Consider the following 14,827-nt stretch of genomic DNA (forward strand, 5'->3'; position numbering starts at 1 on the left):
TTGCCCCTTGATAACGCCACCGCTATAAACAGCGGTGGGCTATGCTTGTTATTCTGAGATGGGTTCAAGGCTGTACTTTTTGAGGATGATCTCGTATTCGCCGCTTGCTCTGCTTAGCGACAATGCTTTCATCAGAGCTGCGTGCGTGGCGCTGTTGCCTTTCTTGACGAAGATCCCCAGAGTTTCAGGGTAAATGAGTTCTTTAGAGCTGATGACTACTCGACCTTTGGTTCGCTCGGAAATGATGTGAGCCGCACCTGCGATCTCTACTTGAGCCTGCACGTTGCCGGAAAGCAACGCTTGGGTCGCCTCTGGCGCAGATGGATACTCGCTCACCATCACTGCGGCTTTATTATTGGGTATGCAGTATGCCTCAGACAGTTTTTGCAGCTTCGGAAGCCACGAGTTCCCTTGCTCCAATCCAATCTTTTTGCCACATAGATCTTCCGGAGATTGAGGCTGAAATACGCTGTCCCGTGCCACTAAAATGGCTGATCCTGTTTTGGCGTAGGGAATGACCAGCGCCTGGGTCTGACGCTCGGCTGTGATGTACATACCTGAGATAATCGCGTCGTATTTTCCCGCGTTGAGTCCGTTGATCAGGCTCAGAAACTTTGTGTCGATGAACTCCACTTTCCTGTCCAAAGACTTTCCTATCGAAGCGGCAAGCTCAGGGTCCGCCCCCACAATATTGTTCTCGGCGTCGTAGTATTCAAACGGTGGGTAGGTGATCTCCATGCCAAACTTCAAAGGAGATTGTTCTTCAGCGTGGACTAGCGGCACTCCAAATCCAATGACTGCAACTAAAGAAAAGCTTTTCACGAGGGTGTGCTTGTTCATGGCGCTTCCATTATTGAGAGGGCAGGAACGAAAAGGGCTCTTATATTTTTCTTGTTATGCGCAATAACGGATATAGCAGAAGCCTATTTTTAAACCTATCACTACGCAATCAACGACAGTAGTAATCTTTTTGAGAGGAAATTATGTGCAACCCACCCTGCCAGGCCAGTTCCACGATCCCGTGATCATAATCGCCTGCAAACGTATCATAAGTTTTTTTACACATATGCGGATCCGGAGTAACAATATTTTTATTCATACTGCGGATTTGCACATGTATCTGGCAGGCGCGCTCTAACATATAAATACTGTGAAAAGCTTCGCCAATAGTCCGCCCGCCGACGATGATTCCGTGATTTCGCAAGAGCATGGCGTTGGAATCACCAAGGCTATTAATCATATTTTGCTGTTCCAATTTGGTATCTATGAAAGAGCCGTAGGTGTGGTATTTGAGTTGCTCGTAAAACTTCATTGCATGCTGAGACAATGGCGGTAACCCTTCTTCAAGTGCCGAAACTGTAATTCCTGCCGCAGTGTGGGTATGTATTACGCAGGCCATATCGGGCCGGGCATTATGAATCGAAGAGTGGATCAAGGCACCTGCGATGTTCATCGCTTCGGACGTACCATTGGTACCAACACACAGTCCATCGAATCCAACTTTCACAAGATCACTCGCCTGCATCTTTTCAAACGGCACACCGTAGCGATTGATGAGAAAGACTCCCGGTTCTCCAGGAATGCATGCCGAGGCATGGGAGTCGACGAGGTCTGTCATGCGGTAGTAGGCCAGTAGACGGAAAAGAGCCGCAAGGTCACAACGAGTTGACCACTCCTGCGCGCTGATACCTTCGAGTATGTTCATTTATTGGGCGCTCTCACAGTGTTGTTATTGGCTGACACCATATGAAATTAACTTTTCAGTGCCTATTCGCATTTTGTTATATTGGGTATTGGGCAAACCAATACGAGTACTATTTCATGGGTTTCCGACCGACCACCGCGATAAATTCCGGCGAATTGCGTTCTGTGAGCGAACGAATGGACTGGAATCTGCTGAAAACATTTTGTGTCGTGGCGATCGAGAAAAGCATAAGCAAGGGAGCAGCACGGCTAAATTTGTCTCAGCCCGCCGTGAGTCAGGCGATCAAACGCCTGGAGGAACAGCTTGGAGCTACGTTGATCGAGAGGGATAGTCACAGATTTGAAATTACCGAAGTAGGAATTTCGCTTTTAAAGATCGCTCTAGCGGCCAGAAAAAATATTCAGGAAGTTGATGCAGTCCTGAATGAAAAACGAGGCAACATTAAAGGCGCCATACGCATACTCACGGTCAGCGGTGTAAATTCCCCACTGTACGACAAAGTTTTACGAGAAATGCATTCGGACTTTCCAGAGGTCACATTCAACATTGAAGTTGCAACCACTCAGGAAATAATCAGCGCAATACAACGCAACGTAGTTCCGTTTGGCATTGGAATCAGTCAGCCCGGGGAGGTTGACATAAAACAATCCATACTTACCCGCGAGGAGACATTCTTCTACTGCAGTAACTATCACCCACTTTTCAACGAAGAGTCGGTGACACTTGATCAAATCAAAGCCACAAAACTGGTCAGTTTTTCAGGGGAGTCCTTGGGAGGCACCCTATCTAAGTTGTCTGAGCACTATGGCAGTCATTATATACACCAGCAGATATCTGCCTCATCAGCGAATACGGCAGAGATGTTGCGGCTTGTACTGGCGGGGATAGGGATAGGTTCTCTCCCCGAGCACCTAGGTAGGGAGTATGAGGAGCGAGGGCTTCTGCGAAAGCTCCTACCAGAAACGAGCGTTTGTGAGGTCTTGATTGTAATGATGTGGAGCCCCCACCAAGTACACACTGAAGCCGAGGCTATTTTTCTCGACAGAATGCGGGCTGCATTAAACTTGGAGTGATATCGGCAATATCAGAAATAAGCCATGGATCATCAAGCTTTGCATATTGGCTCAACTTGCATAAGCCGCAGAAGTCGACGACGCTAAAGTAGTCGCAGCCGTGTTTTCATTAAGGGCGGCGCCTCAAAGCGACCTCCTGCTTCGCTTTACGTCTCCAAACCGCCATCAGTAACCCATCAATGACCAAATCGCTGGTCATCTGCGACGTCATTGACCAGCCAACGACTTAACGAGAAAACAGATCCAGCACCACAGCCAAATATAGGCAGCGCTCATACGTGCGAATGCAGGTGATGTCCGGCGATCCGGACAGTCTCCAGGCTCCCTCAGGCACGCTGTTCATCTGATCATTTCCGCCTTGGCCTGCCGTTCAATACTCAATGATATCCATGGCGGCAGTTTCCCCGCGATGCACCTGCGGCGCTGCCAAACACAAGGTATTGCGCCCCAGGCCCTTGGCTTCATACAGAGCGGCATCTGCCCGCGCAAGCAGGCTGGCCGTGGTGTCATCCGGGTTTGGCACCACGCAGCAGACTCCGATACTGATGCGCGCCGAGATGGCTGCCTCGCCAAACCGAGCCGGTGAATCAGCGACCGATGCGCGCAATTCGTCCAGAACCTTCACCGCGTCTTCGGGGCTGGTGCGGGGAAGTAACACCAGGAATTCCTCACCCCCATAACGACCAATACTGTCGGACTCACGAATTCGCTGGGTGAGATGATTGACGCAATGGCAAATCACCTCATCGCCCGCCAGGTGTCCATACACATCATTGATCTGCTTGAAATGGTCGATGTCGACCATCGCCACGGCCAGGTAGGCAGCGTCTCGGCACGCGCGCTCCAACTCTTTGGAAAACTGTTCCAGCACGGCTCTGCGATTGAGAATACCGGTCAGCACGTCGCGTAACGCCAGGCGCTGAAATAACGACTCGCTGCGTTCTTTGGCCAGCAGCACCAGTCCGAGGGAGATCATCATCGCGGTGAACGTGCCGATACTGACGGAGATGGTTTGCTTGAGGTTGCTGACGTCATAGCGCATCTCGGCGGCTCCCCCGCCGATGATGGCGACCACCCGCATGCCAAGGCCGATCAGGCTGATACTTGATCCGATGATCAACAACATGCGCGCGCGCCCCTGAGCGGGTATGTAGCGGCGCGTCCAATAGATGATCAAGGCGCATTGCACCATCAACACCAGCGTGGCGGCGAGCATGCGCGGTTCCAAGGTGTCGATCAGGCTTGCCATCAAGGCAAGCATCAAGGCAGCAGGCGCAAATATCCGCCACCAGGAGACGCGCAACTCAACGATCCGAAAGATGCTGGCCCCATAAAAAGCCAGCGCCACCGCCAGCAATGTGTTGGCAGCCCCATAGGTCAACCACAACGGGGCGTGGCCGAACAAGGTGTATCCAATGTAAGCCAGGGCATGTGCCGCCAAACCAAAGCCAATGGTCAGCAAACCGTCGCGCTGGTTGAACTGGCCGACCAATATCAGACAAAACGCCATGATCGTCGCCACTAAGGCGACGCAGGCAAAAAGCGTGGGGGTATGGGCAATCATGACGTCTCACCAGTCGCTGTCAGGAGCAGCTCTGGTGCAGTTTAGTTGAGTAGGCTGTCAGTTTGTCGGCCATCTGCAGCCTTGTCTTCGCGCCTGTCAGGGCAGCGCTTAGATACTCAAGAGCTCGGCTACGGGCAGTCGATTGGTAGTCTTCACTTCTCGCAGGGACAGGTTCGAGCGAATACTCGAAACGCCAGGAAGCTTCCTGAGTACTTTTTCGACAAAGCGGCTGTAGCTGTCCAAGTCCCGTGCAACCACCTCAAGTAGAAAGTCCGCCTCGCCTGTTGTGTTATGGCAACTCAAAACCTGAGGTGCCGCCTGAATAATCTTTTCAAACGTTGCCGTGGCTTCTTCGCTGTGATCGGTGCAAGAGATCTGGACAAACGCCTTCAGGCCCAGCCCTAGTTTCTTTCGATTGAGAATGGCTTGGTATCCCTCGATAACCCCGCACTCTTCAAGCCGGCGTTGCTTGCGCCAGCAGGACGCTTCGCTGAGGGACAGCTGCTCAGCCAGCTTGACGTTCGACAGCTTGCCGTCGCGCTGCAACCGTTCCGATATTGCAATGTCCGCCTTATCAAGCTGCTCAAGCATGAAATAACTCCTCAAATTAAGACTTAAAAATGAAGGTTAATTTCAATTTCCGGGTGACGTCAATTGCAACTTGAAGGGCAATTTCAAGGGGTTCATCCATAATAGAAATGCCTGGATCGTGACACTTCAACGTCACATCGCCCATCCAAACATAGGTCATTTGAATGAAAGCAGTCGTCTACGAAGCCTTTTCCAAGCCGCCGCGCCTGATGAACGTGGCAGACCCGTCCCCGGAACGTCATGGTGTGGTTATCCAGGTGCTTGGCACAGGGGTATGTCGCAGCGACTGGCATGGTTGGAAAGGTCATGACCCCGACATTGAGCTGCCCCATGTACCGGGTCATGAGCTGGCAGGCATCGTGGCCGAGGTGGGCAACGACGTCACGCAATGGAAGGTCGGCGACCGTGTGACCGTGCCGTTCGTGGGCGGATGTGGTGCCTGCGCCGAGTGCAATAGCGGCAATCAGCAGGTATGCCACACGCAGTTCCAGCCAGGCTTTACTCATTGGGGTTCTTTTGCCGAATACGTCGGTATCCATCAGGCCGATCTGAACCTGGTCGCGTTGCCTGAGAGCATGGATTTCGCTACCGCTGCAAGTCTGGGTTGTCGATTCGCCACCTCGTTCCGCGCAGTCGTTGACCAAGGAAAAGTCAGTGCCGGTCAATGGGTCGCGGTTCACGGTTGCGGAGGCATAGGCCTGTCTGCCGTGATGATCGCCCAAGCCATTGGCGCGAACGTGATCGCCATCGATATTTCCCAGGACAAACTCGACCTGGCACGCGCGCTCGGCGCTGTCGCCACGATCAATGCCCAGTGCGTGGCGGACGTCGCCGAAGCCGTGCTGGAAATCACTCAGGGCGGTGCCCACGTATCGCTGGACGCATTGGGCCACCCAACCACCTGCTTCAACTCCATCAACAACCTGCGCCGTCGCGGCAAGCACGTTCAGGTGGGGCTGATGCTCGCTGATCACGCCACGCCGGCAATCCCCATGAGCAAGGTCATCGCCCACGAACTTGAGATCTACGGGAGCCACGGCATGCAAGCGCACCGCTATGACGCCATGATCGAAATGATCACCTCCGGCAAGCTGGCGCCTGAAAAACTCGTGGGCAAGACCATCAGCCTGGAGCAGTCGATCGATGCATTGATCCATATGGACCGGTTTGAGACGGCGGGCGTCACCGTCATCACCGAGTTTTAATGCATGGCGCCACGTTGAGCCGCGCTGAAATCACTAAAAACCCAGCGTTCACATGGGTGATCGCGCCCGCTGAAAACACGCGGACACCCTCCCCCTTACTGACTCAGCGATAGACCGGAAAACGACGGCACAGCGCGACCACGTGTTCGCGCACACGCTGCCCGACCTTGTCGCTGTCGCCGTTTTCCAGTGCGTCCAGCACGTCGCACAACCAGCCAGCCACTTGCTTGCAAGTCTCCACGTCAAACCCGCGGGTGGTCACCGCCGGGGTGCCGATGCGAAGGCCGGAGGTCACAAACGGTGAGCGCGGGTCATTGGGCACCGAGTTTTTGTTGGTGGTGATGTAGGCACGGCTCAGCGCCACGTCGGCGTCCTTGCCGGTGTAGGGTTTGTCGGACAGGTCGATCAGCATCATGTGGTTGTCGGTGCCGCCCGACACGATTTTGTACCCGCGCTGTTGCAACACTCCGGCCATGGCCCTGGCGTTGATTACCACGCGGGTCTGGTAGACGCTGAACTCCGGCGTAAGCGCCTCCTTGAATGCCACGGCCTTGGCCGCGATCTGGTGCATCAGCGGGCCGCCCTGCACGCCGGGAAACACCGCGGAGTCGAGCTTTTTGTAGAAGGTTTCATCCTGACCTTTGGACAAAATCAAACCGCCCCGTGGCCCGCGCAGGGTTTTGTGCGTGGTGCTGGTGACCACATGCGCATGGGGAAGTGGGTCCGGGTATTCGCCCGCAGCGACCAGCCCGGCGACATGGGCCATATCGACCCAGAAAATCGCCCCGACCTTGTCGGCAATGCTGCGCATGCGTGCCCAGTCCTTGTAGCGCGAATACGCGGAAAAACCACCGATCAACATTTTGGGGCGCGCTTGCAGCGCGATTCGCTCCATCTCGTCATAGTCGAGAAAGCCGGTTTCCGGGTTCAGTCCGTAAGGCACGATGGTGTAGTGACGCCCCGAGAAATTGGCGGGGTTGCCGTGGGTCAAATGACCGCCCTGGGCCAGGTTCATGCCCATCACCGTATCGCCGGGGTTGATCAGTGCGAGGAAGACCGCCGCGTTGGCCTGGGCGCCCGCATGGGGTTGCACGTTGGCGTAGTCGCAGTTGAACAGCGCCTTGACCCGCTTGATGGCAAGCCGCTCGGCGACGTCGACGTACTCGCAGCCGCTGTAATAGCGCTTGCCGGGGTAGCCTTCGGCGTACTTGTTGGTGAGCACCGAGCTCTGCGTTTTCATCACCAGCGGGCTGGCATAGTTTTCCGAGGCTATCAGCTCGATATGGTCTTCCTGACGATGTGCTTCGTTCTGAATGGATTCATACAGCTCAGGGTCGAAAGCGTTCAGGGTCAGCGTCGAGTCGTACATGTGCAAAGTGTCCTTGGTCAAGAATTCAAACGGTCGGTGACAGCAGGCGCGTGATGCGTACGGCGATGTCGTCGATCTGTGCGTCATTGCAGGTCAGCGGTGGCATCAGGCGCACGGTGGTGGCCCGTCTGACGGTGATCAGCAGACGTTGTCGCAACCGTTTCGGCCTGTGGGGCCGCCGTCTTTTCACGGCGCGGCAACTGCCCATTGAGCACGGCGTAGGCCGCCAGGCCGATGACCAGGCCCCAGAACGCGCCGCCGATGCCCAGCACGGTGATATTGGCCGCGCAGGCCAGAAAGGTGATCAGCGACGCTTCCCGGGATTTCACGTCCGCCATGGCATTGGCCAGGCTCGCGCCGAGTGTGCCCAACAGCGCCAGCCCGGCCAGGGTGGTGATGAAGGTCGCCGGGAAGGCCATGAACACCGCGGCCAGGGTCACGCCGAAGATCCCCACCAGGATGTAGAAGATGCCCGCGGCCACGCCTGCGACCCAGCGCTTGGACGGGTCTTCGGAGGCTTCCTTGCCCGTGCAGATGGCGGCCGTGATGGCGGCGATGTTGAAGGCATGGGAACCGAACGGCGCCATCAGCAGAGAACCCAGCCCGGTCACGCTGAGGATCGGGTTGGCACTGGTGTTGAAGCCGTCACTGCGCAGCACCAGCATGCCCGGCATGTACTGCCCCGTGAGGGTGATCAGAAACAGCGGCAGCGCGACGCTCAACAACGCATTGACCGAGAACTCGGGGCGTGTGAACACCGGAGTCGCGAACTCCAGCGCCAATCCCGTGAAGTCCACGCGCTCCTGCATCAGCAAAAAGCCAAGCCCCAGCACCAGAATGCCGACCACCGCGTAGCGCGCACTCAAGCGCTTGAACAGGATGTAGGCGCCGATCAACACACCGACCAATAGCGGGTCGACGCTCATGCTGGCGAACGCACCGATGCCAAACTGCAGCAGGATGCCGCCCAACAAGCCCGCTGCCACACCTGGCGGGATCAGCCGCACGGCTTTCTCAAAGTAACCGGACACGCCCAACAGCACGAACGCTGCCGCCGAAATCATGTAGGCGCCGATGGCCTCGGCGTAGGGCGTGGTCCCCAGGGCGACGATCAAAAACGCCGCCGCAGGCGTCGACCAGGCGGTGATGATCGGCTCGCGGCTCACCCCACTGAGAAACATCCCGGTCACCCCTACCCCGATCGACACAGACCAAACCCACGACGCCGTCAACTCAGGGCTGAGCCCGGCAACCTTGGCGGCCTGAAACACCAGGATGAACGTGCCGCCGTAATTGACGATCACTGAAATCAACCCGGCAACCACCGGGTGCAGCAGGTCCCGCAGATGCACGGACGAGGGGGATTGAGTAGATGACATAGGTCTTGGCTCCTTGCTGGACGATGTATCCATCCGGTCGCTGTTAAGCGGTCATTTATAGCGTTTGAATGGCAGGTTTAACCCCTACGCTTTAGCGCAGCCGACCAGACCACTTGGCGTGGTCCGTCAAGCATGCTCTCGCGCAAACGCGCTCATGAACCCCCATAACGCCTCGAACGCCGGCACTGAAACGGCGTTGAAACCGTGGGATGGCGAGGGCCAGAGTCTACGGATAAACTGGCCTGCCACTACCTGCCATTTCATGGAATGAGAGCAGACCACATGGCAAAGACCTTCGAGCTTGAAACCCTGAAGATGCGCCTCAACGACGCCGAGTTTCAGCTGCTGGATCTGCACCAGCGGATCCAACGTGCATTACGTGCGCTGATCCTCGACGGCGCCCTCGGCCCCGGCTTGAAACTGCCCGCCACGCGGGTGCTGTCCAAGTCATTGGGGTGCGCACGCGACACCGTTGAGAACGCCTATGTGCAGCTGCATCGGGACGGGTTTATCGTGCGCCGCGAAGGCGCCGGCAGTTACGTCTGCGACACGGTGGGCGTCGAATTGCGCGGTGCCGGCCGCCGACGCCTCAAGGCTCAGGAAACCAGGAGCAGCGTCGCCGCACCGGGCGCCGAACTCAGCCAGCGCGGGCGGATGATCTTCGACACCGGCGGCGTGCGCGATCAGCAAGTCATCAAGGCATTCGCCACCGGCCTGCCGGAAACCCGCAGCTTCCCGACGGATGTGTGGGAGCGTTTGCAGCGCCAGGTCATGAAGGACTATCGCGCCAGCGTGCTGCTGCATGGCGACCCACAAGGCGCCGAGCCCCTGCGCAAAGCGATTGCCACCTACCTGAACCTCGAACGCGGCGCCAAATGCTCACCCGACCAGGTGCTGGTGTTGAGCAGCACACGTCAGGCGTTGTACCTGTGCGCGCAATTGCTGGTGGACGCCGGCAAGCCGATCCTGCTGGAAAACCCCGGCTATTACGGCGCCCGCAAGGCCTTCCAAATTGCCGAAACCAAGGTGATGCCCATTGATGTCGATGAACACGGCATCCGCACCGACCTGCTTTATGCCGACCGCAGCGGAGCCAACTGTGTGTATGTCACGCCCTCTCACCAGTACCCCACCGGCGCGACCTTGCCCCTGGAGCGGCGACTTGAGTTGATCAATTGGGCGGCGCAAAAAGGCAAGTGGATCATCGAGGATGACTACGACAGCGAGTTCCATTACGACGGGCAACCCACGGCCTGCGTGCAGGGCCTGGACAAGTATCAGCGCACGCTCTACATCGGCACCTTCAGCAAGACCCTCTACCCCGGCCTGCGCATGGGGTACATGGTGCTGCCCTCTGCGCTGGTGAAGCCCTTTGCCTATGCCCGCAGCATGATGGACGGCCACACACCGCAAACACTGCAACTGACTCTGGCGCGTTTTATGGAAGACGGTCATTACAACGCCCATGTGCGGGCCATGCGCAAGCTGTATGCCGGACGCCGCTCGATCATGCACGACGCGATCGGCAAGTACCTGAGCACCGTGGTCACCGCCGAATTGCCGCCGGGCGGGTTGCAGATCCCCTGCCTGCTGAAAGCCGGATGGTCCGAGGAGAAAACCATCCGCCAGGCGGCTACTGCCGGCGTGCAACTGTCCGGCCTCAGCGGCTTGTACGCGGGCGAACCGAAGCAACAAGGCTGGCTGCTGGGCTACTCCTCCCTGACCGCGCATGAAATAGAAGCCGCCATGTTGCGCCTGGCCAGCGCCCTGAAAATCTAATGGCCCAGCGCGCAGTTCAGCAGCAGTTGCCGGGCTTGTGCGGCCATCCGCGCGCGCCGGGGTAAGCGCCTGGGCAAGCGCCTGGGATGATCAGGTGTGGACGTTCCTGTCGGGCGATCTGCTCGACCTGATCCAGGTCGACCCTGCGCGTCACCGGATGTACGCCATAGTTGAGGGCCTGGAGAAGTTGAACGCAGCGCCATGGGACAAATGCCCACCTGACTTGAGGTCCAGGCCCAGGATCTTGTCCCCCGGTTCCAGCAAAAACAAAACCAGCATATCCCCCCGCCAACCATTAAAAAAAGCAGCCCTTTGGCACCGATAACATCGTTTCTCGGGGGCACCGCTTATCCCTATATTGATCCGCACTATCTGTGTGAACGACTCAACGTTCACCCCTCAGTGCGAGTAGTCTCAATGAACAAAAAACCTGACAGCGCAGGGCTTGATAATGCGGGCGCCGGGACACGGGCGGTCTGGGGTGGAGAGCAAGTCAGGCATCCCTATAACGCCACGCAGGCGCCTATTGTGCTCAGTGCGGCGTATGGTTACGACGATATCGACGTCTGGTACGACGTCGCCATGGGTAAAGCCCCGGGCTTTATCTATAGCCGCATGAGCAACCCGACGGTCGAGACCCTCGAAGCCAAGATTGGTGAGTTGGAGAATGCCGAATCCGCAGTCGCATTCAGCAGTGGCATGGCGGCTATCAGCAGTGTGCTTTATACCTTCCTGGCCCAGGGTGACCGCGTGGTGTCGACCAAGGACAGTTACGGCGGCACCAACAAGATTTTCGAGGAGTTCCTGCCGCGCACGGGGGTGGAGGTGACCTTGTGCGAGACGTTCGATCACGAGGCGATCGAACGGGAAATCGCCAGGGGCTGTAAGGTGGTGTACCTGGAAACGCCGACCAATCCGACCCTGAAGATCCTTGATATCCAACGCCTGGTTGCGGCGGCCAAACGCGTGGGCGCGCTAGTGGTAGCCGACAACACGTTTGCCACACCACTCAATCAAAACCCCTTGGCCCTGGGGGTCGATGTGGTCATTCACAGCGCGACCAAATTCCTCAGTGGTCATGGTGACGTATTGGGCGGCCTGGTCTGCGGCAGTGAAGCCCTGATGGCCAAGGTTCGGCATTACCGTGAAATCAACGGTGCCACCCTTGATCCACTCTCGGCTTACATGATCATTCGCGGCATGAAAACCCTGGTGCTGCGCATGCGTCAGCAGCAACACAGCGCCCGTGCCCTGGCAGAATTTCTCTGCACAGAGCCGCTGGTGGCTTCGGTCAATTATCCCGGCCTGGCCGACCACCCGAACCACGCGGTGGCGTGTGCGCAGATGGGCGGTTTTGGCGCCATTGTCAGCTTCGTACTTGTTGGCGGCATGGACTCGGTCAAGCTGCTGCTGCCACGCCTGCGATTTGCACACTGTGCGGGCAATCTCGGTGCGGTGGAAACCATTTACGGCCCTGCGCGCACCACCAGTCATGTGGAAAACACGCTGGAGGAGCGCCAGGCGCTGGGAATCTCGGAAGGATTAGTGCGGGTTTCGGTGGGTATCGAAGACACCGACGATCTGCTCGACGATTTAAAGCAGGCGTTCGCATTTGTCAGGGGTTTGCGCGATGAAAAAAGTCAGCAGCCCGCCTTCAGCGAGGGCGTGAACTAACCTTTCAAACCTCACGACAGGGCCGTCTGTGAGGCGTTTCATGAAGAGGAATAATAATAAAACTGTGTGGCGACGCTTCTATCTGCCCTCACTACTTTCATGAGAACAACCATGTCCATAACAGAAGAAAAAACCAACACGCGTGCCGGCTTCAAACAGGAAATGCAGACGCGCCACATTGTCATGCTGGCCTTGGGTGGCGTGATTGGCACCGGACTCTTTCTAACCTCCGGCTATACCGTTAACCAGGCAGGCCCGCTGGGTGCGGTGATCGCCTACATCATCGGCGCACTCATGGTGTACATGGTGATGATGTGCCTCGGCGAGCTCGCAGTGCAGATGCCGGAAACCGGCTCGTTCAGCACGTACGCGACCCGTTTTCTCGGCCCAGGCACCGGCTACACCGTGGCCTGGCTGTATTGGCTGACGTGGACGGTGGCGATTGGTTCGGAGTTCACCGCCGCCGGCATCCTGATGACGCGCTGGTTTCCTGACACGCCCGTGTGGATCTGGAGTGCATTGTTTGCCGGGGCGGTATTTTTTACCAACGTGGTCTCGGTCCGTTTGTTCGCCGAGACTGAGTTCTGGCTGTCCCTGATCAAAGTGGTGACGGTCGTGGTGTTCCTGATCATCGGCGGCGGCGCCATTCTCGGCCTGCTCAATATCGATCAGGCCCACAGTATCGGCCTCGGTAACTTCACACGCGAAGGCTTGTTCCCCACCGGTTTCATGTCGATTGCCATGACCTTGCTGGCGGTTTCGTTCGCGTTTTCAGGCACCGAACTGATCGGTATCGCCGCCGGTGAAACCAAGGACCCGCAACGCAATGTGCCACGGGCCATCCGCACCACCGTGCTGCGCCTGGCTATCTTTTTCGTCGGGACCATTTTCGTGCTGGCGACGTTGCTGCCGCGTGAGCAGGCCGGTCTGGTCGAAAGCCCCTTCGTCACCGTGTTCACCTACATCGGTATCCCCTACTCCGCCGACATCATGAACTTCGTGATCATCACCGCGCTGTTGTCGGCGGCCAACTCCGGGCTGTACGCCGCCTCACGGATGCTCTGGACCCTGAGCGACCAAGGGCACCTGCCCAAGCAGTTCTCCCACTTGACCCGCATGGGCACCCCATTGAACGCCATCGTACTGAGCATGGTCGGTGGCGGCGCATCCCTGCTCAGCAGCGTGTTTGCCGCCGACACGGTGTACCTGGCGCTGGTGTCGATTTCCGGGTTGGCGGTGGTGGTGGTGTGGATGAGTATCGCCGCGAGTCAAATTGCATTCCGCCGTCAGTTCGTGGCCAATGGCGGCGACGTGCGCGACCTCAAATTCAGGGTCCGGGGTTACCCGTGGGTGCCTTTGGGCGCACTGGTGTGCTGCAGCCTTGCTTGTGTGGGGATCGCGTTCGACCCGGAACAGCGCGTCGCGTTGTACTTCGGTTTGCCCTTCATCGCCTGGTGCTACTTCGTGTATTACATTACCCGTAACAGCCGCGAACGACGCTTGTCGCTCGCCACCACGGTTCAGCCGTCCCCCTAGACGGTGTGGGCAAGCGTGCTGAGTACCGCGTCAATAAGGTCCAGACCATGAAGCAAAAGCCGCTCCCTCCGTTGAACTGGCTGCGCGCGTTCGAGGTGTCCGCCCGGAGCCTGAACTTTACTCACGCCGCCGACGAACTGTGCCTGACCCAGGGCGCGGTCAGCCAGCAGATCCGCCAACTGGAAAGTCATCTGGGCGTGGCGCTGTTCAAGCGCCTGCCCCGGGGACTGGGGCTGACCGAAGAAGGCCAGGCTTATCTGCCGGTGGTGCAGGATGCAATTACACGGCTGGCGGTGGGCACCAACGAGATTTTTGGCCAGCACAAACGGCGGCCGATCAAGGTGCGCGGCAGCCTGGCGTTTTTCGTCCACTGGCTGGCGCCCAAGCTGGTGGACTTTAGTCAGGCTCACCCCCACGTCGATATCCGCTACATCAGCAATATCTGGATCAAGGAACTGGATGGCGAAGACGATATGGAAATTCGCTGGGGCCATGGTCAATGGCCTGGCCTCGTGTCCCAGCGGCTGACCTGGGACACCTTGTTCCCGGTCTGCTCACCCGCCCTGATGGCGCGATCACCGCTGACGGTGGCGAGCGACGTTGCGCGGCATACGCTGTTGCATGTGCTGGGTTACGAAGAGGGTTGGGGATACTGGCTGAAGATGGTCGGCGCGGACGACGTCGATTCGTCCCGTGGCATGCAGTTCGACACATTGATCTCGACGTTGCGCATGGCCGAACTCGGGCAAGGGATTGCGCTGGCACGCTCCTCAATGGTTGACGAGATGCTCCAGGACGGGCGTTTGATCGAGCCCTTCGACCAGCGCATCGAAGCCAGCGAGTCGTTCTACCTGGTACGCGGCTCCGGGGCAGACCAGCACCCCGACGCCATGATGTTTTCTACCTGGCTGGTCGAGCAGGCTCATCGCTACAAATAAATGGCCGGAGCCAA

13 protein-coding genes and 1 pseudogene are annotated in these 14,827 nt (G+C 57.6%); 6 read left to right on the top strand and 8 right to left on the bottom strand.

The annotated features are described in order from the left end of the window. Window positions 1-48: 48 nt before the first annotated feature. Together AB4N82_RS25855 and AB4N82_RS25860 are read right to left on the bottom strand one after the other, a co-directional pair. Window positions 49-840: an ABC transporter substrate-binding protein gene (locus AB4N82_RS25855; protein ID WP_122765101.1), complete on the bottom strand. Its 792-nt coding sequence runs from the start codon at window positions 838-840 to the stop codon at window positions 49-51. Window positions 841-949: 109 nt separating this feature from the next. Next, the gene (locus AB4N82_RS25860) at window positions 950-1,705 is read right to left on the bottom strand and encodes a class II aldolase/adducin family protein (RefSeq protein ID WP_122765100.1); all 756 of its coding nucleotides are present in this window, start codon (window positions 1,703-1,705) and stop codon (window positions 950-952) included. A 176-nt stretch (window positions 1,706-1,881) separates the two neighbouring features. On the opposite strand from AB4N82_RS25860, the gene AB4N82_RS25865 reads away from it, so the two are divergent. Beyond that, window positions 1,882-2,778 (top strand): LysR family transcriptional regulator, encoded by an 897-nt coding sequence (locus tag AB4N82_RS25865; protein WP_032891518.1) that lies wholly within the window; start codon window positions 1,882-1,884, stop codon window positions 2,776-2,778. A 130-nt stretch (window positions 2,779-2,908) separates the two neighbouring features. On the opposite strand, the pseudogene AB4N82_RS25870 reads toward AB4N82_RS25865, so the two are convergent. From AB4N82_RS25870 to AB4N82_RS25880, 3 genes and pseudogenes are all read right to left on the bottom strand, one after another. After that, window positions 2,909-3,076, bottom strand: a pseudogene (locus tag AB4N82_RS25870) (DDE-type integrase/transposase/recombinase); the annotation flags it as partial. A 72-nt stretch (window positions 3,077-3,148) separates the two neighbouring features. Then, window positions 3,149-4,342, bottom strand: coding sequence for a GGDEF domain-containing protein (locus AB4N82_RS25875; protein ID WP_122765099.1), 1,194 nt, complete (start codon window positions 4,340-4,342; stop codon window positions 3,149-3,151). 108 nt (window positions 4,343-4,450) lie between these two features. Beyond that, entirely contained in the window at window positions 4,451-4,933 is a 483-nt protein-coding gene (locus AB4N82_RS25880; RefSeq protein WP_122753263.1) for an Lrp/AsnC family transcriptional regulator, read from the bottom strand. Between the two features lie 164 nt (window positions 4,934-5,097). Here AB4N82_RS25880 and AB4N82_RS25885 point away from each other — a divergent pair, with 164 nt between their 5' ends. Next, entirely contained in the window at window positions 5,098-6,138 is a 1,041-nt protein-coding gene (locus AB4N82_RS25885; RefSeq protein ID WP_122765098.1) for a zinc-dependent alcohol dehydrogenase family protein, read from the top strand. A 103-nt stretch (window positions 6,139-6,241) separates the two neighbouring features. Here the strand turns inward: AB4N82_RS25885 and glyA are convergent, their stop codons facing one another. Both glyA and AB4N82_RS25895 read right to left on the bottom strand, forming a co-directional pair. Next, window positions 6,242-7,507: a serine hydroxymethyltransferase gene (gene glyA, locus AB4N82_RS25890; protein WP_122765097.1), complete on the bottom strand. Its 1,266-nt coding sequence runs from the start codon at window positions 7,505-7,507 to the stop codon at window positions 6,242-6,244. A gap of 83 nt (window positions 7,508-7,590) precedes the next feature. After that, entirely contained in the window at window positions 7,591-8,886 is a 1,296-nt protein-coding gene (locus AB4N82_RS25895; protein ID WP_241089568.1) for a benzoate/H(+) symporter BenE family transporter, read from the bottom strand. Window positions 8,887-9,168: 282 nt separating this feature from the next. On the opposite strand from AB4N82_RS25895, the gene pdxR reads away from it, so the two are divergent. Then, window positions 9,169-10,665 carry a MocR-like pyridoxine biosynthesis transcription factor PdxR gene (pdxR, locus tag AB4N82_RS25900; protein ID WP_122765096.1) on the top strand — a complete coding sequence of 499 codons (1,497 nt, stop codon included), beginning with the start codon at window positions 9,169-9,171 and terminating at the stop codon, window positions 10,663-10,665. A gap of 150 nt (window positions 10,666-10,815) precedes the next feature. Here pdxR and AB4N82_RS25905 read toward each other — a convergent pair whose 3' ends face one another. Continuing rightward, window positions 10,816-10,944, bottom strand: a complete 129-nt coding sequence (locus tag AB4N82_RS25905) for a hypothetical protein (RefSeq protein ID WP_241152346.1) — start codon at window positions 10,942-10,944, stop codon at window positions 10,816-10,818. A 138-nt stretch (window positions 10,945-11,082) separates the two neighbouring features. Between AB4N82_RS25905 and AB4N82_RS25910 the strand changes: the two genes are divergently transcribed. From AB4N82_RS25910 to AB4N82_RS25920, 3 genes are all read left to right on the top strand, one after another. Next, window positions 11,083-12,339 (top strand): cystathionine gamma-synthase family protein, encoded by a 1,257-nt coding sequence (locus AB4N82_RS25910; protein WP_122765095.1) that lies wholly within the window; start codon window positions 11,083-11,085, stop codon window positions 12,337-12,339. Window positions 12,340-12,450: 111 nt separating this feature from the next. After that, window positions 12,451-13,875: an amino acid permease gene (locus AB4N82_RS25915; protein WP_032891407.1), complete on the top strand. Its 1,425-nt coding sequence runs from the start codon at window positions 12,451-12,453 to the stop codon at window positions 13,873-13,875. A 47-nt stretch (window positions 13,876-13,922) separates the two neighbouring features. Beyond that, window positions 13,923-14,813, top strand: a complete 891-nt coding sequence (locus AB4N82_RS25920; protein ID WP_122765094.1) for a LysR substrate-binding domain-containing protein — start codon at window positions 13,923-13,925, stop codon at window positions 14,811-14,813. Window positions 14,814-14,827: the final 14 nt, after the last annotated feature.

The organism is Pseudomonas sp. H1_D04 (genome assembly GCF_054683855.1).

Bases quoted from the DNA above. Each gene is read 5' to 3' on its own strand.
- AB4N82_RS25855 (WP_122765101.1), bottom strand. From the start codon at position 840: ATGAACAAGCACACCCTCGTGAAAAGCTTTTCTTTAGTTGCAGTCATT.
- AB4N82_RS25860 (WP_122765100.1), bottom strand. From the start codon at position 1,705: ATGAACATACTCGAAGGTATCAGCGCGCAGGAGTGGTCAACTCGTTGT.
- AB4N82_RS25865 (WP_032891518.1), top strand. From the start codon at position 1,882: ATGGACTGGAATCTGCTGAAAACATTTTGTGTCGTGGCGATCGAGAAA.
- AB4N82_RS25875 (WP_122765099.1), bottom strand. From the start codon at position 4,342: ATGATTGCCCATACCCCCACGCTTTTTGCCTGCGTCGCCTTAGTGGCG.
- AB4N82_RS25880 (WP_122753263.1), bottom strand. From the start codon at position 4,933: ATGCTTGAGCAGCTTGATAAGGCGGACATTGCAATATCGGAACGGTTG.
- AB4N82_RS25885 (WP_122765098.1), top strand. From the start codon at position 5,098: ATGAAAGCAGTCGTCTACGAAGCCTTTTCCAAGCCGCCGCGCCTGATG.
- glyA (WP_122765097.1), bottom strand. From the start codon at position 7,507: ATGTACGACTCGACGCTGACCCTGAACGCTTTCGACCCTGAGCTGTAT.
- AB4N82_RS25895 (WP_241089568.1), bottom strand. From the start codon at position 8,886: ATGTCATCTACTCAATCCCCCTCGTCCGTGCATCTGCGGGACCTGCTG.
- pdxR (WP_122765096.1), top strand. From the start codon at position 9,169: ATGGCAAAGACCTTCGAGCTTGAAACCCTGAAGATGCGCCTCAACGAC.
- AB4N82_RS25905 (WP_241152346.1), bottom strand. From the start codon at position 10,944: ATGCTGGTTTTGTTTTTGCTGGAACCGGGGGACAAGATCCTGGGCCTG.
- AB4N82_RS25910 (WP_122765095.1), top strand. From the start codon at position 11,083: ATGAACAAAAAACCTGACAGCGCAGGGCTTGATAATGCGGGCGCCGGG.
- AB4N82_RS25915 (WP_032891407.1), top strand. From the start codon at position 12,451: ATGTCCATAACAGAAGAAAAAACCAACACGCGTGCCGGCTTCAAACAG.
- AB4N82_RS25920 (WP_122765094.1), top strand. From the start codon at position 13,923: ATGAAGCAAAAGCCGCTCCCTCCGTTGAACTGGCTGCGCGCGTTCGAG.